This is a genomic window from Streptomyces sp. NPDC046335 (assembly GCF_055587985.1).
On sequence record NZ_JBVJFF010000015.1, the window covers coordinates 95,323 to 113,743 of the forward strand.

General features: G+C 70.2%; 15 protein-coding genes. 8 read left to right on the forward strand and 7 right to left on the reverse strand.

Features of this window, described 5'->3' with window-relative positions; translation table 11 throughout:
- Positions 1-166 precede the first annotated feature (166 nt).
- Both ACZ6JY_RS32660 and ACZ6JY_RS32665 read left to right on the forward strand, forming a co-directional pair.
- On the forward strand, positions 167-799 hold the full coding sequence (locus ACZ6JY_RS32660) for a class I SAM-dependent methyltransferase (RefSeq protein WP_469201741.1): 633 nt from the start codon (positions 167-169) through the stop codon (positions 797-799).
- Between the two features lie 153 nt (positions 800-952).
- Positions 953-1,927 (forward strand): hypothetical protein, encoded by a 975-nt coding sequence (locus ACZ6JY_RS32665; protein WP_469201743.1) that lies wholly within the window; start codon positions 953-955, stop codon positions 1,925-1,927.
- 37 nt (positions 1,928-1,964) lie between these two features.
- Here ACZ6JY_RS32665 and ACZ6JY_RS32670 read toward each other — a convergent pair whose 3' ends face one another.
- The 3 genes from ACZ6JY_RS32670 to ACZ6JY_RS32680 all read right to left on the reverse strand — a co-directional run bounded on the left by ACZ6JY_RS32670 (position 1,965) and on the right by ACZ6JY_RS32680 (position 5,421).
- A complete protein-coding gene (locus ACZ6JY_RS32670) occupies positions 1,965-3,245 on the reverse strand; it encodes a YeeE/YedE family protein (RefSeq protein WP_469201746.1) in 1,281 nt (426 codons plus the stop codon).
- 353 nt (positions 3,246-3,598) lie between these two features.
- A complete protein-coding gene (locus ACZ6JY_RS32675) occupies positions 3,599-4,603 on the reverse strand; it encodes a hypothetical protein (RefSeq protein WP_469201748.1) in 1,005 nt (334 codons plus the stop codon).
- Positions 4,604-4,788: 185 nt separating this feature from the next.
- Positions 4,789-5,421 carry a type III effector protein gene (locus ACZ6JY_RS32680; RefSeq protein WP_469201750.1) on the reverse strand — a complete coding sequence of 211 codons (633 nt, stop codon included), beginning with the start codon at positions 5,419-5,421 and terminating at the stop codon, positions 4,789-4,791.
- Positions 5,422-5,558: 137 nt separating this feature from the next.
- On the opposite strand from ACZ6JY_RS32680, the gene ACZ6JY_RS32685 reads away from it, so the two are divergent.
- From ACZ6JY_RS32685 to ACZ6JY_RS32695, 3 genes are all read left to right on the forward strand, one after another.
- The gene (locus tag ACZ6JY_RS32685) at positions 5,559-5,990 is read left to right on the forward strand and encodes an Hsp20/alpha crystallin family protein (RefSeq protein ID WP_469201752.1); all 432 of its coding nucleotides are present in this window, start codon (positions 5,559-5,561) and stop codon (positions 5,988-5,990) included.
- 111 nt (positions 5,991-6,101) lie between these two features.
- Entirely contained in the window at positions 6,102-6,497 is a 396-nt protein-coding gene (locus tag ACZ6JY_RS32690; RefSeq protein WP_469201754.1) for a DUF2267 domain-containing protein, read from the forward strand.
- Positions 6,498-6,551: 54 nt separating this feature from the next.
- The gene (locus ACZ6JY_RS32695) at positions 6,552-6,989 is read left to right on the forward strand and encodes a DUF2267 domain-containing protein (RefSeq protein ID WP_469201756.1); all 438 of its coding nucleotides are present in this window, start codon (positions 6,552-6,554) and stop codon (positions 6,987-6,989) included.
- 719 nt (positions 6,990-7,708) lie between these two features.
- Here the strand turns inward: ACZ6JY_RS32695 and ACZ6JY_RS32700 are convergent.
- The 4 genes from ACZ6JY_RS32700 to ACZ6JY_RS32715 all read right to left on the reverse strand — a co-directional run bounded on the left by ACZ6JY_RS32700 (position 7,709) and on the right by ACZ6JY_RS32715 (position 13,725).
- Positions 7,709-10,033 carry an FdhF/YdeP family oxidoreductase gene (locus tag ACZ6JY_RS32700; RefSeq protein WP_469201757.1) on the reverse strand — a complete coding sequence of 775 codons (2,325 nt, stop codon included), beginning with the start codon at positions 10,031-10,033 and terminating at the stop codon, positions 7,709-7,711.
- Between the two features lie 36 nt (positions 10,034-10,069).
- The gene (locus ACZ6JY_RS32705) at positions 10,070-10,702 is read right to left on the reverse strand and encodes an SRPBCC family protein (RefSeq protein WP_469201759.1); all 633 of its coding nucleotides are present in this window, start codon (positions 10,700-10,702) and stop codon (positions 10,070-10,072) included.
- A gap of 569 nt (positions 10,703-11,271) precedes the next feature.
- The gene (locus tag ACZ6JY_RS32710; protein ID WP_469201761.1) at positions 11,272-12,234 is read right to left on the reverse strand and encodes a phosphotransferase family protein; all 963 of its coding nucleotides are present in this window, start codon (positions 12,232-12,234) and stop codon (positions 11,272-11,274) included.
- A 150-nt stretch (positions 12,235-12,384) separates the two neighbouring features.
- Positions 12,385-13,725 carry an MFS transporter gene (locus ACZ6JY_RS32715; protein WP_469201763.1) on the reverse strand — a complete coding sequence of 447 codons (1,341 nt, stop codon included), beginning with the start codon at positions 13,723-13,725 and terminating at the stop codon, positions 12,385-12,387.
- A 331-nt stretch (positions 13,726-14,056) separates the two neighbouring features.
- On the opposite strand from ACZ6JY_RS32715, the gene ACZ6JY_RS32720 reads away from it, so the two are divergent.
- The 3 genes from ACZ6JY_RS32720 to ACZ6JY_RS32730 all read left to right on the forward strand — a co-directional run bounded on the left by ACZ6JY_RS32720 (position 14,057) and on the right by ACZ6JY_RS32730 (position 18,406).
- The gene (locus ACZ6JY_RS32720) at positions 14,057-15,076 is read left to right on the forward strand and encodes a formylglycine-generating enzyme family protein (RefSeq protein ID WP_469201765.1); all 1,020 of its coding nucleotides are present in this window, start codon (positions 14,057-14,059) and stop codon (positions 15,074-15,076) included.
- Positions 15,063-17,267: an arylsulfatase gene (locus ACZ6JY_RS32725; protein ID WP_469201766.1), complete on the forward strand. Its 2,205-nt coding sequence runs from the start codon at positions 15,063-15,065 to the stop codon at positions 17,265-17,267. Before ACZ6JY_RS32720 ends, ACZ6JY_RS32725 begins: the two co-directional genes overlap by 14 nt.
- A 116-nt stretch (positions 17,268-17,383) precedes the next feature.
- Entirely contained in the window at positions 17,384-18,406 is a 1,023-nt protein-coding gene (locus ACZ6JY_RS32730) for a LacI family DNA-binding transcriptional regulator (protein ID WP_469201768.1), read from the forward strand.
- Positions 18,407-18,421: the final 15 nt, after the last annotated feature.

An 18,421-nucleotide genomic window follows, 5' to 3' on the forward strand; every position in this document is an offset into this window, starting at 1 on the left:
AGACTTGTGGAGCTCGACCTCCCCCCTCCCTCAGCAGAGTTTGGGGGGGGGCGGTGACGCCCGGACCTTTTCTTGTTCTCGCCCCCCCGCCTCGTCATTCCGTCGCCGCGGTGCCGCGGCTGGGCTGCGTGCATCGCAGGTGTGCCGCTCACCTATGTTGTCCCCTATGAGTCGTTGGGAAGAGCTGACTGGTGGGACGTCCGGAGAGGACTACGCGGCCCGGTTCGCGGCGTTGGCCGGCAGCGGTAAGGACATGCACGGTGAGGCACGATTGTGTGCTGCGCTGGTGCCCGCCGGGGCGCGGGTGCTGGATGCCGGGTGCGGCACCGGCCGGATCATGATCCGGTTGGCGGAGCTGGGGTACGACTGCGTCGGGGTCGACCTCGACGCTTCCATGTTGGCCGTGGCGCGCAGGCAGGCGCCAGAACTGCCCTGGATCCAGGCCGACCTGGCCGCCCTCGACCTGGCTGAGTTCCATATCGCCGCGGACTTCGACCTCGTGGTCGCGGCCGGCAACATCTTCCCGCTCCTTGCCACGGGTACGGAGGCCGCGGTGGTCAGGCGCTTGGCGGCGACTCTGCGGCCGGGCGGCCTCCTGGTCGCCGGATTCGGCCTGGACGCGGCCCACCTGCCGGTACCGCCCACCATCACACTGCCCGAGTACGACGCCTACTGCGCCGAAGCGGGCCTCACCTTGGTCGACCGCTTCGCGACGTGGGACGCCCACCCCTATGAGGGCGGCGGGTATGCCGTCAGCGTCCATGAGGTCCATCAGGTCCCTCGCGGCCGGCAGCAGTAGCGCCCGTAGCTCCCGTAGCGCACGTGGCTCCCGTAGCTCCCGTGATGAGAGTGGGCTCCGTCGGATGGGGGAGGCGAACGCTTCCACGGGCGGATGTGTCCGGGTGGGGCGGCGTCCGAAGCTGGGATTCCTGTTGAGTGAAGGGATTCTCGGGTGGAACGCTGGGACCGGGTCGGGCGCTGCGCGGCATACGGGGCTGCGCTGGCACTGTTGCCGTATCTGTTGATCAAGATGTCGTGGGTGGCCGGTTCGCTTCTGGGAGTGGTGCCGACCCCGGATGGTTACAGCCAAGCCGGTTGGGTGCTTCTCAATACGGTGACCATCGGCATGGCGGGGATCGGTATCACTCTGGCGCTCGCCCTGGTACGGCCGTGGGGGATGCGGATACCGGGGTGGCTGGTGGTGTTCTGTGCCTGGACGGGGTCTGGGTTTCTCGTATCGATCCTTCCGTACGCCGTGCTCAGTACGCTGCTTGAGTCCGCGCGCGGCGACTCGGCCGACAGCGGAAATGACGGCTCTGCCACGACCGACTGGATGTCAGCCCTGATCCAGTTCAGCTTCGTGGGGATGGGGCTGGGCCTTGCCATCGCGCTCCCCGCCTACCTGCGGCGACGCTGGCCGGAGGCGTTTGCCGGGCGAGTGGGGGACGGCACCCGGACAGCCCTGCCATGGGCAGCTGTGCTGGCTGCCGTGGTCGGCCTGGTCTGGCTGTACTGGGCAGTCGGCGGCACCTTGGGAATTGCCCACCCGGCCGAGCGGCAAACCGATGGGTACCTGCTGACCGGCCTGGGCGCCCTGTGGGCGCTGGCCGCTGCCGCTGCCGTCCAGACCGTCGCCCGGACACGTCCCACCCGGATGCCCCGGTGGCTCCCGCTGACGGTGGGCTGGCTCGGATCAGGGTCCCTTTTCGCATGGAGCGGCTGGAAACTGCCCGTCACACTGTTTGTCGCGCTGGCCCATCCCGCCGACATCACACCGCCGGAAAACCTCGCGGTCGCCGCGGTGCTGCACCTGGCTGCCGTGGTGGCGGGCGCCGGCATACTGCGGATACTCATCACCCCGCGCCCGTTCCCGGATGGCTCCGTTGTCGAAGGCCGACTCGTCGTGCGTGCCCCACTCGACGGCTGAGCGCTGTGGATGGACGCCGATGCCGGCCGCCGGCAGGTCAGCAGACGCTGTCGGTCGGCTTCGGGTTGCCCAGGCCGAACAGCGGGCGCAGGCGCAGGCCGGCCCAGGTGCCGAGGATGGCTACGAGCGCCCAGATCCAGCCGTGGAGGGAGCCGGAGGCGATGCCGGCGAGGTAGGCGCCGATGTTGCAGCCGTCGGCCAGGCGGGCACCGACGCCCATCAGGATGCCGCCGATGACGGCGGCGAGCGCTGTGCGGGCGGGGATGTTGCGGTGCAGCCGCCACATGCCGCCGGCGGCCGCGGCGACGGCCGCGCCGACCATGATGCCGATGTCGGTGAGGCTGTTCTTGTCGGCCAGCACCGGCCCGGACAGCTGGGCCGCGCTGCCGGGCTGCTGCCAGAAGGCCCAGGTCTCCGGCGAGCCGCCGAGCGCGTCCACGACCTTGGCGCCCCAGAGGGCGAACGCGCTGGTGATGCCCCAGGCGCCGCCCGAGACGAGCAGTACACCTGCGCCCAGTATCGCCAGCACCAGGGCGCCTGCGGCCAGTGGCCAGGAACCCCGCACCGTACGGCGAAGAGCGCCGCGTGCTGATGGCGGTGTGCCGACCGGCGGGGGATTGCGGCGGGCTTGTACGGCGCGGGCGGTGAACCAGATCGCGGCGAGCGCCGCGATCGTCACTGCCCAGGAGCCGAACCAGCCGATGTGGTCGGACAGTACGTACGGGTCGAGCGCGGGCAGGTTGTTCCAGAGGCCGAACTGCCAGGCGGCGAGGGTGGAGCCGGTGATGAAGCCGAGGAGGGTGAGCACGATGGTGCCCTGGCCGGAACCGACGGCGAAGAGGGTCCCGGAGGCGCAGGCGCCGCCGAGCTGCATGCCGATGGCGAAGAGGAAGGCGCCGACGAGCAGCGCCACGCCGATCGGTCCGGCGCTGGGCGTGGGCACCGAGCCGAACAGGCCGCTGCCGGTGCCGATGATCAGGGCGAAGAGCGTTGCGGTGGTGCCGAGCAGCAGGGTGTGGGCGCGCAGGCCGGTGCCGTTGCCGACGGCCACCAGCTGCCGCCAGGCGGAGGTGAAGCCGAACCGGGAGTGGAACAGGGCGAACCCGAGTCCGATGCCGAGCAGCAGCAGGACGCCGGGTTTGGCCCCGTGCTCCGCGAAGACGTAGCCGGCGAGCGCGGCGCCGATGACACCGGCGACCGCCAGCGGCAGCCGCCGGACCGACGGCAAGGCCTCGGCCTGAGGGGCGGGGGCAGAGGTGGGGGGAGGGACGAGCAGGGCGGGCCGTGGCGGCGCCCCGGCATCGGGAGCGGTGGTCAAGGCGGTCTCCGGGAACGGGAGGGGAGGTCGGACAGGCTCAGGCTGTGGTCGCGTGAGCGCGGAGCGGGACATCAGCGCCGGTTGATGGTCAGCGGCCGACGGGGCAGAGGCCGACTGGTCAGCGGCTGACGGGGCAGTGCCCGATGGGTCAGCGACCGATGGGTCAGCGGCGACAGAGCGCGTCGTCGACGCTCCACGGCGTGGCCGCGAAGAGCGCGAGAGCGAGGTGACGAGCGGGTCCGAACATGCGCTCCACCTTAGACATCCCGCTCAGATCGCAAAATGTTGTCTCACATAGAGGACGCATGAATGAGACGGCGCGCTGGATCGACTGCGCGTCTCCCCCCCCGCGGTCACGCGCTCCTGCGGATGGAATGGGTCCGGGCCCAGTACGACCGGGTGGCGACGATGAGTGCGACCCCGTAGACGGCGAACGCGGCCATGCCGATCCAGCCGACCAGCAGTGCGTCGTCCGAGGAGGGGAAGTCACCGCGCCGTATCGTGACCACGTCGACCGTGGCCAGAGTCACGTAGCCGACCCCGAGTACCCCGTACGGGGCCAGAGTGGCAGCGCCGATCAAGGCCGGGGTCAGGGGGAGCCAGCGGGGAACGCGCCGGCCACGCAACCACGGAGTCCAGCGTGGAAAGACCTGACCCCACGGGCGGACCAGGCCCCACAGCAGGAAGACACCGAGCGCGGCCAGCAACACGGTGCCGTCCAGGCCCCAGGAGTCCAGGGTGAGCCAGATCCCCGACGCACCGTTGCGCTTGGAGATCGCGAGCATCTCTTCGCCGGCGATTCCGGCGAAGGTGCCGCCGGATGCCCAGATGAGCTTCATCGCCACGTAGGGGAGAAAGGCCACCGTTCCGGCGCAGGCGGCGAGTTGGACCGGTCGGGAGGCGGCGGAGGGGGCTACCGCACCAGCCGCCGAGGACGGGCGGCGGTCGGACCGGGCGGTGGCCGCGAGCAGCAGGCCCCCGGCCGCCGACAGCGCGTGGTTCACAGCGGCCACCCCACTGTCCACCCCCTGGCCGAAGACCAGGGTGATGACGTCCATCAGCAGGCCGAACGCGCCGATCCCGGTCAGCGCGCAGAGAACCCACAGCAGCACTCGCAACGCCGGCCGCAACCCCAACCGCGCATGCGCACCGCAAGCCACCGCTGCCAGCGCCCCCACCGCCGCGACCGCCCAGCCCAACGTCGAGGACCCCGGGGCACCGCCCAGGTGGAACGGCGGCGTCCCGCTCAACGCGCAGGCCAGGCCGAAGGCGGCGTACAGCACAGCCCACACCGTCGCGGCGCGGCCCACCCAGTACGGCCACCGCTGCCACCACATGCGCCAAGGCGCAGTCGTCATCCCCGTCGCATCGAGCATGCACCGACCATCGCAGCAGCTGCCGCGGCGTGACATCAACCGCCAGGTTGCTTGCCCTCCCCCGAGTGGGGGAGTGACGCCTACGACCCAGGCACGCCGGCCAGCATGACCCTCGGGACCGGAAAGCCCGCATGGTCTTCGGCTTCGGCCGAGGTCCCGTGATGTCGTCAGGGCGGTGTGAGGGCGTTGAGCTGTTCGGCGAGGTCGGGGTGGGTGGTGGTCAGGTGGGGGCGGGTGGCGTTGAGAGGGGGGATGAGCTCGGCGGGGTCGTCATGGGCGAGGGCCGCGTGGAGCTGGCTGAGCGGGAGGCCGGCCGTGGCGGGCAGGTCGGTGAGGGCGGTGATCTGGCCGGCGATGCGGCGCAGGTCTGCCGCGTTGCGGCGGGCCCACGTGGCTGTGGTCCGTTCGGCGGCGCGGCGTTCACGGGTGGCCTGGACGCGTTGCTCGCCGGTGGTTCCGGCGGGGCCGGGGCAGCCGCGCAGGTAGCGGCGTTCGGCGGCCTGGCGGCTGGCGACGCCGAGAGGGTGGGCGAGGTCGGCCCAGCTGGCTCCCGCGTCGCGGGCGGTTTCGATCAGGCCGGTCTCCCATCCCGCGAGTCGCTCGCGCACCTCCCGCAGCAGCATCAGGGAGGCCAGGGCCTGCTCCGGCCCGGGGCCGACTGCGTCGGGGGTCTCCGCGGACTCTCGCTGGGCGTCACGCAGGGCGTCGTCTATGGCGTGCAGGGCCGCCGCGGCGGCGAGGAACGACGCCGGGCTGTGGGCGTTCGTACTGGTCGTGGACGGCTTGTCGGCTGTGGCCACGGACACCTCCCTTTGATGTCATTTGATGTCATCACGTGGACGACACTGTGGTTGTCATCCATTGGATGACATGTTACAACGGTGTCAGTGAAGCGCATTGGCAGCCACTGCCTGAACCTGCTGGAGGTGTTCTCACCATGTTGATGCGCACTGACCCCTTCCGTGAGCTGGACCGGCTGGCGCAGCAGCTGATGGGCCCGGGCACGTGGTCCCGCCCGTCGGCGATGCCGATGGACGCCTACCGCGAGGGCGACGAGTATGTCGTGGCCTTCGACCTCCCGGGCGTCACCTCGGACGCGATCGACATCGACGTCGAGCGGAACATGCTCACCGTCAAGGCCGAGCGGCGGCCGATGGCGAAGGCCGACGACGTGCAGATGGAACTGTCCGAGCGGCCGCTGGGTGTCTTCTCGCGCCAGATCGTGCTCGCCGACACTCTCGACACCGAACACATCCGGGCCGACTACGACGCGGGCGTGCTCACCCTGCGCATCCCGATCGCCGAGCGCGCCAAGCCCCGCAAGATCTCCATCGGCGTCGAATCCGACCGCAAGGAGATCTCCGGCTGACACCGGCCGGACGGTCGCGGAGGGCGGGCAACTGATCTCCCTCCCACCCCGCTCTCCGCACCCCCTCTCCGCACCCCGTGCACAGTCCGAAGAAGAAGGGTGGCGGCCGAGATGACCCTGCGACGCGAAGCGTTCCTCGGCCATGTGAAGGAACGCGGCGAATACGACACTCACCAGGAAGCCGAGCGCGCGGCCCGTGTGGTGCTCGCCCTCCTCGGCGCGCACCTGGTCGGCGACGTCCGCGCCCAGCTCGCGGCGCGCCTGCCGGAGGAGTACGCCCTGATCCTGCTCAACCCGCTGCAGAGCGCCGAGCCGCTGCCCCCGGAGCGGTTCGTCCGCGCGACCGCCGCGTGGATCGAAGGCGCCACCGAGCGGACCGCGGCCTGGGACGTGAGCGCCGTGCTGTCCACCGTCGCCGACGCCGCCGGCGAGGACCTGCTGGGCCAGATCCTGCTCCAGCTCCCCACCGGCTACGACCTGCTCTTCGGCCGCCCCCAGCCCACCTGACCATCCGACCCCGGTGCCCGAGCACCGGCCACAGAAAGAAAGGCAACCACCCCAGTGATCTCCGACCGGCACGCACCGCACCAGCAGACGTACGGGACGGCATACGAGCAGATGCTGGAGAAGGTCCGCCACCAGGGCGCATACCCCACCCGCGAGAAGGCAGACCAAGCCGCCCGCATGGTCCTTGCCGGACTCGGGCGCCAGCTGACCGGCGACGAACGCGTCGACCTGGCCGCGAGCCTGCCCATAGAAGCCGCACGCGTGCTGACCGCCCAGATCCCCGCCCCCCAGCCCCTGACCGGCTGGGCCTTCGTCAAGGACCTCACCGCCCGCACCGGCGCCTCCCTGGCCACCGCCCGCTGGGACACCGGATCCGTCTTCTCCGCCGTCGCCGCCTACGCCGGCCCCGAACTGATCACCCGCATCCTCCACCAGCTCCCCACCGGTTACGCCCTGCTGTTCGGCCGCGCGGAACTCACAACGGCCGCGTAGGGCATGGACGGCGCGGCGGCCTTGGGCATCGGCGCCGCGGATGTTGGCGGCGGGGAGCGCGGGAAGACCTGCGCCCCCGCCGCCAACACCCGCCGCTCGGCCGCGTTCATGGCTGTCGGCGAAGCGGTCTGCGGCGCGCACCACGTCAGCGGGAACTGCTCACCGGTGGTGTGGGTGGTGCCTCGCGGCCCTGGTGCACGCCGCCGTAGGGAAGCTGTTCGGGCACATCGCCTGTCAGTGGTTCGTGCGCCGCCGATCGGGGCGCGTACGTCCTCGCACCGGTCGGGCCCCGGAGTACCGGGGCACGCACCATGCAAGGCGAGACGACGGTGACGGGGGAGTCCATGCTGTGAGGGGTACTTGGCAGGTCCCCCACCCGTCGTGCGGCCTGCCTGCCGACGTACGGTCAGCGCCGGGTGCCCGGACTGCGCAGGGGAGAGCTCGCCACGCTCGCCGGGGTGAGCGTCGAGTACTACACGCGCCTGGAGCGCGGCAACCTCGCCCGCGCTGCCGGGCCGACGGCGCCCCGAACGCGGGCCCCACGGCGGGCGGTTCGGCCGGCGGTGCGGCCGAGTGTGGCGCGGATCGTCGAAGGCATGGCTCCGAAGTGGTCCGAGCACGCGGCGCACGAAGACGGGGTTGGCGTTGGTGCTCCTGGAGGGTTCCTCCGAACTCACCGGTGACCAGCCGGTCCGTACGGCCTGAAACCGATGACTCGGTCAGGCGGGCGCGGGCCGGGTGCGGTCAAGAACGGGTTCGAGGCGGACGACGATGCCCTTCGACGTGGGCTGATTGCTGATGTCGGCGACGCTGTCCAGCGGCACCAGCACGTTCGTCTCCGGATAGTAGGCGGCGGCCGAACCCTTGGCGGCGGGGTAGGGCACGATTGCGAAGTTCTCGGCCCGGCGTTCGGTGCCGCGTTCGGTGCCGTCCGCCCAGACGCTCACCAGGTCGACACGGTCGCCTTCGGCGAGGCCGAGTTCGGTCAGGTCGGCCGGGTTGACGAGCACGACGTGGCGGCTGCCGTGGATACCGCGGTAGCGGTCGTTGTTGGTGTAGGGGACGGTGTTCCACTGGTCATGCGATCGCAGCGTCTGCAACAGCAGATGACCCTTCGGCGCCCGGGGGACGACGCGCTCGTTGCGGGTGAACAGGGCCTTGCCGACCTTGTTGTTGAAGACGCCCTCGTTGACCGGGTTGGGCAGTTGGAAGCCCCCGGGGCGTGACACCCGTGCGTTGTACTCGTGGAAGCCGGGCACGACGCGGGAGATCCGGTCGCGGATGGTGCCGTAGTCGCCCTCGAAATTTTCCCAGGGGATGTCCGCCTTGCCGTCCAGGGTGCGGCGGGCGAGCCGGCACAGGATGGCGACCTCGCTGAGCAGCAGCGGAGAGGCAGGCTCCAGGCGGCCCTGGGAGGTGTGCACCTCGCTCATGGAGTTCTCGACGGTGACGAACTGCTCGCCGTCGGCCTGGACGTCACGCTCCGTGCGTCCCAGGGTGGGCAGGATCAGCGCGGTGTCGCCGCAGACGGTGTGCGAGCGGTTGAGCTTGGTGGAGATATGGGCGGTCAGCCGACATGAGCGCATCGCCTCCTCGGTGACCTCGCTGTCGGGAGCGGCCCGGACGAAGTTGCCCGCCAGGGCGAGGAAGACCTTGACGCGGCCCTCGCGCATCGCCTTGATCGAGTTCACCGAGTCCAGTCCGTGCGGGCGCGGCGGATCGAAACCGAACTCCTTTTGCAGGGCATCGAGGAAGGTGTCCGGCATCTGCTCCCAGATGCCCATGGTGCGGTCACCCTGGACGTTGCTGTGCCCGCGCACCGGACAGGCGCCGGCACCGGCGCGCCCCAGATTGCCGCGCAGCATCAGGAAGTTGACGATCTCCCGGATGGTGGGCACGCCGTGCTTGTGCTGGGTGATGCCCATCGCCCAGCAGACGATGACGCGTTCGCTGCGCAGGACCTCGTCGCGGACCTTCTCGATCTCCTCGCGGGTCAGTCCGGTCGCGGCGCACACGTCGTCCCAGTCGACGGTGCGGGCGTACTGGGCGAACTCCTCGAAGCCAGTGGTGTGGGCGTCGATGAAGGCGTGGTCCAGGACGGTGCCGGGCCGCGCGTCCTCGGCCTCAAGCAGCAGGCGGTTGAGGGCCTGGAACAGGGCGAGGTCACCGCCGGGCTTGATGTGCAGGAAGCGGTCGGCGATCTGTGTGCCGCGTCCGAGGATGCCGCGGGGTTTCTGCGGGTTCTTGAAGCGCCGCAGCCCGGCCTCGGGCAGCGGGTTGACCGCCACGATCCGGCCGCCATTGCGCTTGGCCTCCTCCAGGGCGGTGAGCTGGCGAGGGTGATTGGTGCCCGGGTTCTGACCCACCAGGAAGATGAGGTCGGCGTGGTGGAGGTCGTCGAGACCGACGGTGCCCTTGCCGGTGCCCAGGGTCTCGCTCAGGGCGAAGCCGCTGGATTCGTGGCACATGTTGCTGCAATCGGGCAGGTTGTTGGTGCCGAAGGCGCGGGCGAAGAGCTGCAGGACGAAGGCGGCCTCATTGCTGGCGCGGCCGGAGGTGTAGAAGACGGCCTCGTCGGGGGAGGCCAGCGCCTTCAGCTCCCGCGCGAGGACTCCCAGGGCGTCGTGCCAGCCGATCGGCTCATAGTGATCGGAGCCGGGCAGCTTGATCATCGGCTCGGTGAGCCGCCCCTGCTGGTTGAGCCACATGTCGGAGCAGGCGGCGAGGTCGGAGACGCTGTGCTCACGGAAGAAGTCGGCGGTGACCCTGCGTGTGGTGGCCTCGTCGTTGATGTGCTTGGCGCCGTTCTCGCAGTACTCGTTGCGATGGCGCTTGCCCGGTGCCGGGTCCGCCCACGCGCAGCCGGGGCAGTCGATCCCGCCCACCTGGTTCATGGTCAGCAGGTCCACCCCGGTCTTCCTCGGGGAAGTCTGCTCCAGGGAGTACTCCAGCGCGTGCACGACCGCGGGGACTCCGGCAGCCCACTTCTTCGGCGGCGTCACGGAGAGGGTGGTCTCCGGCTCCTCGCCGGACGGGTTCTGCATCGGTTCGCCTTTCTCGTTCCGTGTACGGCACGCCGCTCAGCCGACGGGCCACTGGGCCACGCGGCTCCTGGGCGGTTCCGGGTGATCGTGCTGCACGCGGCCGTTGCGGATGGTGCTGCGCCAGGCGCCGCCCTCTTGGCCCAGTCCTTCGATGAAATGCTTGAAGTTCATCAGCTCACCGCGCAACAGGCGGGCGGTCAGCCTAGCGGCCCCGGACGAACGGGTGAGGATACTCGCGGCTCCCCGCGGTTCCAGGAGCATCCGGACGGTGATCGCCGTGCCGCCGGACTCCGTCGGCCTGAACTCGACCTCGCCCTGGTGGGAGGGGCTCTGCTCCAGTCCGCGCCAGGCCAGGTAGGCATCGGGGTCCTGCTCCACGATCTCGACCGCGAAACGGTGGCGCAGCGGCCCGTAGCCGATGGTCCAGGCGGTCACGGTGGGCCTGATCTGCTCGACGGATCGCACCACGGTCGAGAAACGCGGGAAGGCCTTGAACTGCGTCCACTGGTTGTACGCCGTCCGCACCGGCACCGCGATCTCCACCGTCTCCTCGACGTGCTGCTCCCGCAGCGGCCGACGGTGCGTGACGCCGCCGCCGTCGGTGCGTGTCTCCGGCGTGTGCGTGTGCGTGTCCGGCACGGCCTGCCGGTCGTCGTCTTCGTGCGCCATCGTGGTCTCTCCTCCGGGCAGGGAACCGGGCCGCAGGGCACCCGGCCGCCGCTCGCGCGTCAGGGCTCGTCTACCGGTACCCACATCGTGAACTTCGAGTCACTCCGGTGCGGTATGTGCTCCGCATGAGACGATTGCGGCTACGAGAGGGGCGGGCGGGCAGGGCAGTCACGGGGCCGGGTTGGCGAGGGCCGACTTCCGGCGGTTGGCCTTGGACCGGGCGGGTGACCGTGGCCGGGCCGGTGCCCGTGGACCGTCAGCAGCTCCTCCGCCACGTCAGGCATCTCCAGTCTCACCCCCTGCGTGTCCACCCGCCACTCACTGTGATCCAGCAGCACGTAGACGACAACCACGCGATGGGTGTCGGCGGGCGTCGGCGAGCACCCGGGTGCTGACAAACGCCTCCAGCGACGTCTCGCCGGACTCGGCCAACCGGCTGGGCAGAGTAATACAGGGGCCCAGCGCGGGCGTGCGGCCGAAACTCCGCCACCGGAACGGAACGCGGAACGCGGCAGCCGCCCTGCGCTGGCTAGCGAGCCCGCGCCGTGCCTGCCCCCGGCCGCTACGGATCAGTCCGACGCGGCCATCAGGGCGGTGACGTAGGCATCCAGCCGCTTCTCCACAACCGGCGTCGTCAGCTCTGTCCTTCCTGCCTCGCGCCATGGCCGCGCCACCTGCCGCACTTCTTCCGAGCTCGCCAGCCCGTCCCGCACCTGCCAGTACAACCGCTCATCCGCGGTCGCGGCCAGCACACCGCCGGCCGCCTCGTACACCTCAGGGAAACGCAGACCCCACTCCGGGCCATGCAGGAGTGCGAGGGTGGTCGAGCAGTGCGCCACGTCGAGATCTGCCGGGCCCCAGGAAGTCGCTGCCCAGTCGACGACCCCCGTGACACGGGCCTCTGCCGGCCCATGGGGCGGCACGTTGAACAGCACGTTGCCGGGCTGGAAATCCCGGTGTAGGAACCGCCCTTCATAAGGCGGCGCCGGCCTGCGGATCACGTCGATCGCCGCGGCCCATGCCGCCACGTCGGCGCCCTGCGGAGTGACGACAGTGTCGGCGGTCGTCAGCGTCACGTACTTCTTGGGCCGGTCGACAGGCCGCAATGCGTGGATCGCCACGAGGTGACGGGCCAGCAGGTGAATCCGCGTCTCCAGTCCCTCGTCGTCGAGGACCGTCCGGCCCGCCAGATGTGTCATCAGGAGCGATGGATACGCGCAATGCGCGGCGGTCGGATCAACCGCTACCAGTTCAGGAGCAGGCACGTCGGTGTCCGCGAGCTGGGTCAGGGCGCCGGCCTCCCTGTGGAGCGAGTCCTCGGCGTGCTCCACGTAGAACGGGTCGACGAACGTCCGCAGCACCAGGGCACGGGTATCTCCGTCGCGCGTGCCGATGGTCAGCCTCCGCATTTCGGCAGTGATGCCGCCGTGCAGCGCGTCGGCCCTGACGATCCGTTCGCCGGGCTCCAGGTGCCGGCTCACCCAAGCGAGTGTCAACGGTCGGACAGCCGCTGCCCCATCGTGTTTGGTCACCGGGCCACCTCAGCAGCCGGACGGCAGCCTGCGCAAAGGCTTTTCCGGGGCCCGAGGCACCACCGACAGGCCCTCGCGTAGGCCGTCGAGCCCCACGGTGACCTCAGATGGTCGCCGCCCGGGCCCCGGGGCCGGGCCGGTTGCGACGGTTCAGGCGGGTGGGCCGGTCAGGGCCGTCGCCTTCGGTTTCTCGGCAGGGCGGGAGCGGGTGCGTGGCCGGGTGAGTGCCGCCAGGACGACGAGGCCGGTCGCCAGTGTCTGGACGCCGACCGGCCAGGGGTGCCCGTCGGCGTTGTTGACCATGGACTGGGCGAGGAGCGGGCCGACTCCGCCACCGATGATGGTGGCTGTCTGGTAACCGATGGACATTCCGCTGTAGCGGACATCGGCAGGGAACAGGCCCGCGAAGTACGACGGTTCGGGCGAGGACATGATGGCCTGGAGCACGGAGCTGCCGATGAAGACGCAGAACAGGGCTGCGACGCTGTGGCTGGTGAGCAGCCAGGCCATGGGCAGGCTCCACAGGGTGATGGCGAAGCCGCCCGTCAGCAGGAGCCGTCGCTCGCCGAAGCGGTCGGCCAGCCGTCCCACGAACGGGGTCAGCAGCATGTTGACGAAGCTGCCGACGATGTTCCCGGACAGTGCCACCGACGCGCTGATGCCCATCGTGCCGGTGGCGTAGGCGACGAGGAAGGCACCGCTGAGAAAGCCGATCATGGTGGGGCCGACGTGCACACCGATGACGGACAGGATCGACCTGGGGTAGCGCGTCACGGCGATGCGCAGGGGTGTCCGGGCCGGTTTCGCGTGTGCTCGCGTCTGCGCGAAGGCCGGGCTCTCCTCGACCTTGAGACGGAGCACGAATCCGAAGAGGACCAGTACCGCGCTGATGAGGAAGGGGACGCGCCACCCCCACGTGAGCATCTGGTCATCGGTGAGCGTGGTGGTGAGCAACGCCACGACGCCGTTGGCCAGGATGACCCCCAGGGGCGCGCTCGCCGAGACGATGCTGCCGAAGAAGGCCTTGCGCCCCTGGGGGGCGTGCTCTACAGCCAGCAGCGCGGCTCCGGCCCACTCCCCGCCCAGTCCGATTCCCTGGAGGAAACGGAGTGACACCAGCATGACCGGTGCCCAGACGCCGATCTGCTCGTAGGTGGGCAGCAGACCCACCGCGAAGGTCACCGTGCCGGTCAGCAGGAAGCTGGCCATCAGTACCGGCCGGCGCCCCACCCGGTCGCCGAGGTGCCCCGCGATCAGCCCGCCGAGGGGGCGTGCGAGGAAGCCGACGGCGAAGGTTCCCAGTGACAGCAGGACGCCGGTGCCGGAGGACTGAGCGGGGAAGAAGATGCGGGCGAAGACCAGCGCGGCCAGCGGGCTGTAGATGAAGAAGTCGTAGAACTCCAGGACCGACCCGACCCCGCTGGCCAGCGCCGCTCTCCAGGCCTGGTCCTCGGTCGGGGGAGTCCCCGTGGTGGCGTGGCTGTCGGTCATTGTCCGCCACCGCCGACCAGGGTTCCCTGCCCGAGATGCCCGAGATGCCCGAGCCGCCGTGGCCACCGATCCGCCTGTGCCCAACCTGCCCAACCTGTCTTCATCAGCCGCCTCCAGTTAAGTTTGGAATCAATTCCAGGACAGACTGAGTGCGGCTTGCGTGAGCTGTCAATAGATGTGGAAGCACTTACTTGCAGGTCACGAGCTTGACGCCACATTGGTTGGGTCATAGCTTATGGAATCGATACCAAGCCAAGTGGTCGTCGGTGCCAAGCCAACCGGTCGATACCAAGCCAAGCGGTGAACAGGCCCGGTAGTAAGGAGTCAGGCGATGAGTGCGTGCTGCGGACCCGTCCGCGAAGCCGGCGGAGACCCGCCCGCGAACCGGCTGCCCCGGCCCCCGGTCCGGACCGGCACCCGGAGGAGTGGCCCTGTCCACGGCGTGGCAGCGATGGTGCGGATTCCCGGCGGTCCGTTCCGCATGGGAGGTGACGACGCCGACGCCTTCGCGGCCGACGGCGAGGGCCCGGTGCGCACGGTGACGACACCTGAGTTCCTCATCGACGCCCACACCGTCACCAACCGGCAGTTCTCGCGCTTCGTGCGCGAGACCGGGTACGTCACCGACGCCGAACGGTACGGCTGGTCGTTCGTCTTCTACGCTCTCGTCCACCCCGAGGCCAGTGGCGCGATCACGGGGGGAGGCGTTCCGCAAGCGCCCTGGTGGCTAGCCGTCGAGGGGGCTTCCTGGCTGCACCCCCACGGGCCCGGTTCCACCCTGGAGGGACTCCACCAGCATCCCGTCGTACACGTCTCCTGGAACGACGCCTCCGCGTACGCCGCGTGGGCCGGCAAGCGGCTGCCCACCGAAGCCGAATGGGAGAAGGCGGCCAGGGGCGGACTCGCCGGGGCACGCTATCCGTGGGGCGACGAACTGCGCCCACGAGGACGGCACCGCTGCAACATCTGGCAGGGCGCCTTCCCGCAACACAACTCCGGCGAGGACGGCTACCTCGCGACCGCTCCGGTGACAGCCTTCCGCCCCAACGGCTACGGCCTCTACAACGTCGCCGGGAACGTGTGGGAGTGGTGCTCCGACTGGTGGAGCACCACATGGCACGTACCGGACGAGCCGCGCACGCGCGACAACCCCCAGGGCCCCGACCGCGCGGACGCCCGGGTCATCCGGGGTGGCTCCTACCTGTGCCACTCCTCGTACTGCAACCGATACCGGGTGGCGGCACGCACATCGAACACGCCGGACAGCAGCGCCGGCCACACCGGTTTCCGCTGTGCGGCCGACACCGAACCCACTCAAGGAACCGCAGGAGAACACCGTGCCGACCAGTGAGTCCGCCGCACCCGCCCGTACCGTTGCCGAAGCGGTGCCCTCATGGCCGGCCCAGCCCGGTGGCGATCTGCCCAACATCCTCACCGTGATCCTCGATGACACCGGCTGGTCGGACTTCGGCTGCTTCGGCTCCGAGATCCGCACACCCACCATCGACGCGCTGGCCGCAGGCGGGCTGCGGTACACCAACTTCCATGTCACGCCCATGTGTTCGCCCACCCGGGCGTGCCTGCTGACCGGCCGCAACAACCACGGCCTCGGCATGCGTTTCATCGCGGACACCGACACGGGATTCGCCAACTCCCGAGGCCGGATCGATCCCGGCGTCCCGCTGCTCCCCAGCCACCTGCGGCCCTCCGGCTACGGGTCGTACCAGGTCGGGAAGTGGCACCTGACACCCGGACACGAGATCACCCCGGCCGGGCCCTTCGACAACTGGCCGCTGCGACGCGGCTTCGACCGCTTCTACGGCTTCATGGACGGCTGCACCGACCAGTACGCCCCGGAACTCTACGAGGACAACCACCAGGTCCAGCGACCCGAGGGCGAGGGCTATCACCTCTCGGCGGACCTCGCCGACCGCGCGATCGGCTTTCTGCGCGAGCACCGGACCTACCGGCCGGACAGCCCGTTCTACCTGAACCTCGCACTGGGAGCCACGCACGCGCCCTTTCAGGCGCCCAGGGCTTACATCGACCGGTACCTCGAAACCTTCGCCAAGGGCTGGGACCGGACCCGCGTCGATCGCTTGCGCCGACAGGTGGAGGCGGGTCTGGTGCCCGAAGGGACCGGGCTCACCGAGCGCGACCCGGGCGTGCCGGCCTGGGCCGACCTCGACGATGACCGGCGGACCCTCTACACCCACCTCCAGGCCGCCTACGCCGGCTTCCTCGAACACGCCGACGCGCAGATCGGCCGGGTCGTCGCGGCCCTCGAAGAGTGGGGCGCCCTGGACAACACCGTTGTCCTGGTGATGTCCGACAACGGAGCCAGCAGGGAAGGCGGCAGTCAGGGAGCGGTCGACGTCAACGCCCCTTACAACGGGATTCCGCAGAGCGTCCAGCAGGAACTGAAGCGACTCGACCGGCTCGGCGGACCCGAAGGCCCGGCCCACTACCCCGAAGGCTGGGCGACCGCCGGGAACACCCCCTTCCGCCTGTACAAGCAGTTCACCGACCTGGGAGGGGTCCGGGTACCGCTCATCGTGCACTGGCCGCGGCACATCACCGACGCGGGAGGGATCCGCGACCAGTTCGTGCACGCCATCGACATCATGCCCAGCCTGCTGGATGCCGCAGGGACCCTGGCGGACCCGGAGAGCTTCGACGGCCGCAGCATCACCCGCACCTTCGAGGACGCCACCGCACCGGCGCCCAGGGACACCCAGCACTTCGAAATGCTGGGCCACCGTGCCATCAGGCACCACAAGTGGAAGGCAGTCACCACCCACGTCCCCGGCACACCGTACGAGGAGGACGTGTGGCGTCTGTACGACACCTCGGGCGACTTCTCCGAGTGCCACGACATCGCTGCGAGCGAGCCGGGCCGTCTGTCCCACCTGCGCGCGCTGTGGGAGGAAGCGGCCCGCGCCCACGGCGTCTTCCCCCTGGACGACCGGCCGCTCAAGGAACTCCTCGCCCTGGACACCGGACAGGGCCTGCTCGGCACCGACCGGATCGTCCTGGCAGCCGGAAGCGGCCACGTTCCCGCCGCGAGCGGTGTGACCGGCAGCAACAGATCGATGCGCGTGACCGCCCGCATGCACCACCTCGCCGACGGAGTCGTCCTCGCCAGCGGCACCCTCGCGGGCGGATACGTGCTCTACATCAAGGAAGGACGCCTCGTCTTCGAGCACCACCTGCTCGACGAACGCGTGCACTGCGTCGCACCGGGACCGCTCCCGGCGCGGACGGAAACGGTCGGCTTCCGCCTGGAACGGCGTGCGGACCGCTCCGCCCGTCTCACGCTCCACATCGACGGCAGGCCTGCCGGCCGGGCGGAGATCCCCATGACCGCCCCCCGGCTGTCCGGCTACGGCCTCGACGTGGGACGCGACACGGTGAGCCAGGTCTCCACGGCCTACAGCGGCGAATTCCCGCTGCCCGACGGGGCGCTCATCGATGTCGAGCTGCGCTTCACCGAGCCGGGCGACCTCGACGAACGCGCCGAGGTGCTGGAGGCAACGGAATGACCGTTTGCCCCGAGCCTGCCCCGAGTGAGCCCTGCCGCGCTCCGGCCGGACACGCCGTCAAGGAGCCGTGAGACGCTACTGCGTCAGTGACGACATGAACGGCGGACAGGTGAGGAATGGCAACGATCAGCGATGTCGCACAGCGCGCCCAGGTATCGCGGACCACGGTGTCGCGGGTTCTCAACGCCCCCGAAGCGGTCGCGGAGGACAAGCGGCTACGCGTCCTCCAGGCCATCGAGGAGCTGGGCTACCGCCCCAACGTCAGCGCCCGCAACCTGCGCAGGGGCGCCTTCGACACCCTGGCCCTGTGCGTCGGTGACATCTCGCAGCCCTTCCACGGACAGCTCACCAAAGCCGTGCAGAAAGCCGCGGAGAAGCACGGCTACGGCGTACTGATCTACGATCTCGACAACCGGCCCGACCGCCTGGCCGGGTTCCTCCGCGAGCTGCCGCACCGAGGCGTCGACGGTGTACTGATCGCCACCGCCGACGACCTCACCGCCGCCTCGGTGCGCGCGGCGATCGGTTCCGCACTGGAGGCGGGCGTCATCGTCGTCTCCACGGGCACGGAAGTCGACGATCCGGTGGTCCCTGCCATCGCCTGCGACCACTCGGCCATGGGTGCCGACGCCACCCGGCACCTGCTGGAACAGGACATGTGGCCGGTGGCCTTCCTCGGCGGCCGCCGGACCTCCGCACTGTCCGCGCGGCTGGGCGCCGGATACATCGCCGCCTGCCGGCGGGCCGGCCGAGTGTCCCAGAAGTGGATGTACGTCACCGGCGACTACCAGACCGAGCCGGCCAGGGCGGCTGTGACACGGCTCCTGCGCGCCAGGCCCCACACCCGCGCCCTCGTCGCCGCCAACGCGCCGATGGCCCTCGGCGCCCTGCGGGCCGCCGCCGACCTCGGACGGCGGGTCCCCGACGATTTCGCCGTGGTGTGCTGCGAGGACGTCGGCGTCCTGACACACCTTCAGCCCTCCATGACCGCCGTCTCCCTCGACCTCGACGAGCTGGGCTCCCGGGCCGTCGGCACGTTGGTATCCGTCCTCGCCGGCGAGAAGGTCACCACCACCCAGCAACTGCCCCACCACCTGATCGTCCGGGAGTCCTCGGTCTCCGGTGCTTCCGCAATGTGAGCGGGCGTCCGCCGG

Bases quoted from the DNA above. Each gene is read 5' to 3' on its own strand.
- ACZ6JY_RS32730 (WP_469201768.1), top strand. From the start codon at position 17,384: ATGGCAACGATCAGCGATGTCGCACAGCGCGCCCAGGTATCGCGGACC.
- ACZ6JY_RS32705 (WP_469201759.1), bottom strand. From the start codon at position 10,702: ATGGCGCACGAAGACGACGACCGGCAGGCCGTGCCGGACACGCACACG.
- ACZ6JY_RS32675 (WP_469201748.1), bottom strand. From the start codon at position 4,603: ATGACGACTGCGCCTTGGCGCATGTGGTGGCAGCGGTGGCCGTACTGG.
- ACZ6JY_RS32690 (WP_469201754.1), top strand. From the start codon at position 6,102: ATGACCCTGCGACGCGAAGCGTTCCTCGGCCATGTGAAGGAACGCGGC.
- ACZ6JY_RS32685 (WP_469201752.1), top strand. From the start codon at position 5,559: ATGTTGATGCGCACTGACCCCTTCCGTGAGCTGGACCGGCTGGCGCAG.
- ACZ6JY_RS32715 (WP_469201763.1), bottom strand. From the start codon at position 13,725: ATGACCGACAGCCACGCCACCACGGGGACTCCCCCGACCGAGGACCAG.
- ACZ6JY_RS32720 (WP_469201765.1), top strand. From the start codon at position 14,057: ATGAGTGCGTGCTGCGGACCCGTCCGCGAAGCCGGCGGAGACCCGCCC.
- ACZ6JY_RS32660 (WP_469201741.1), top strand. From the start codon at position 167: ATGAGTCGTTGGGAAGAGCTGACTGGTGGGACGTCCGGAGAGGACTAC.
- ACZ6JY_RS32700 (WP_469201757.1), bottom strand. From the start codon at position 10,033: ATGCAGAACCCGTCCGGCGAGGAGCCGGAGACCACCCTCTCCGTGACG.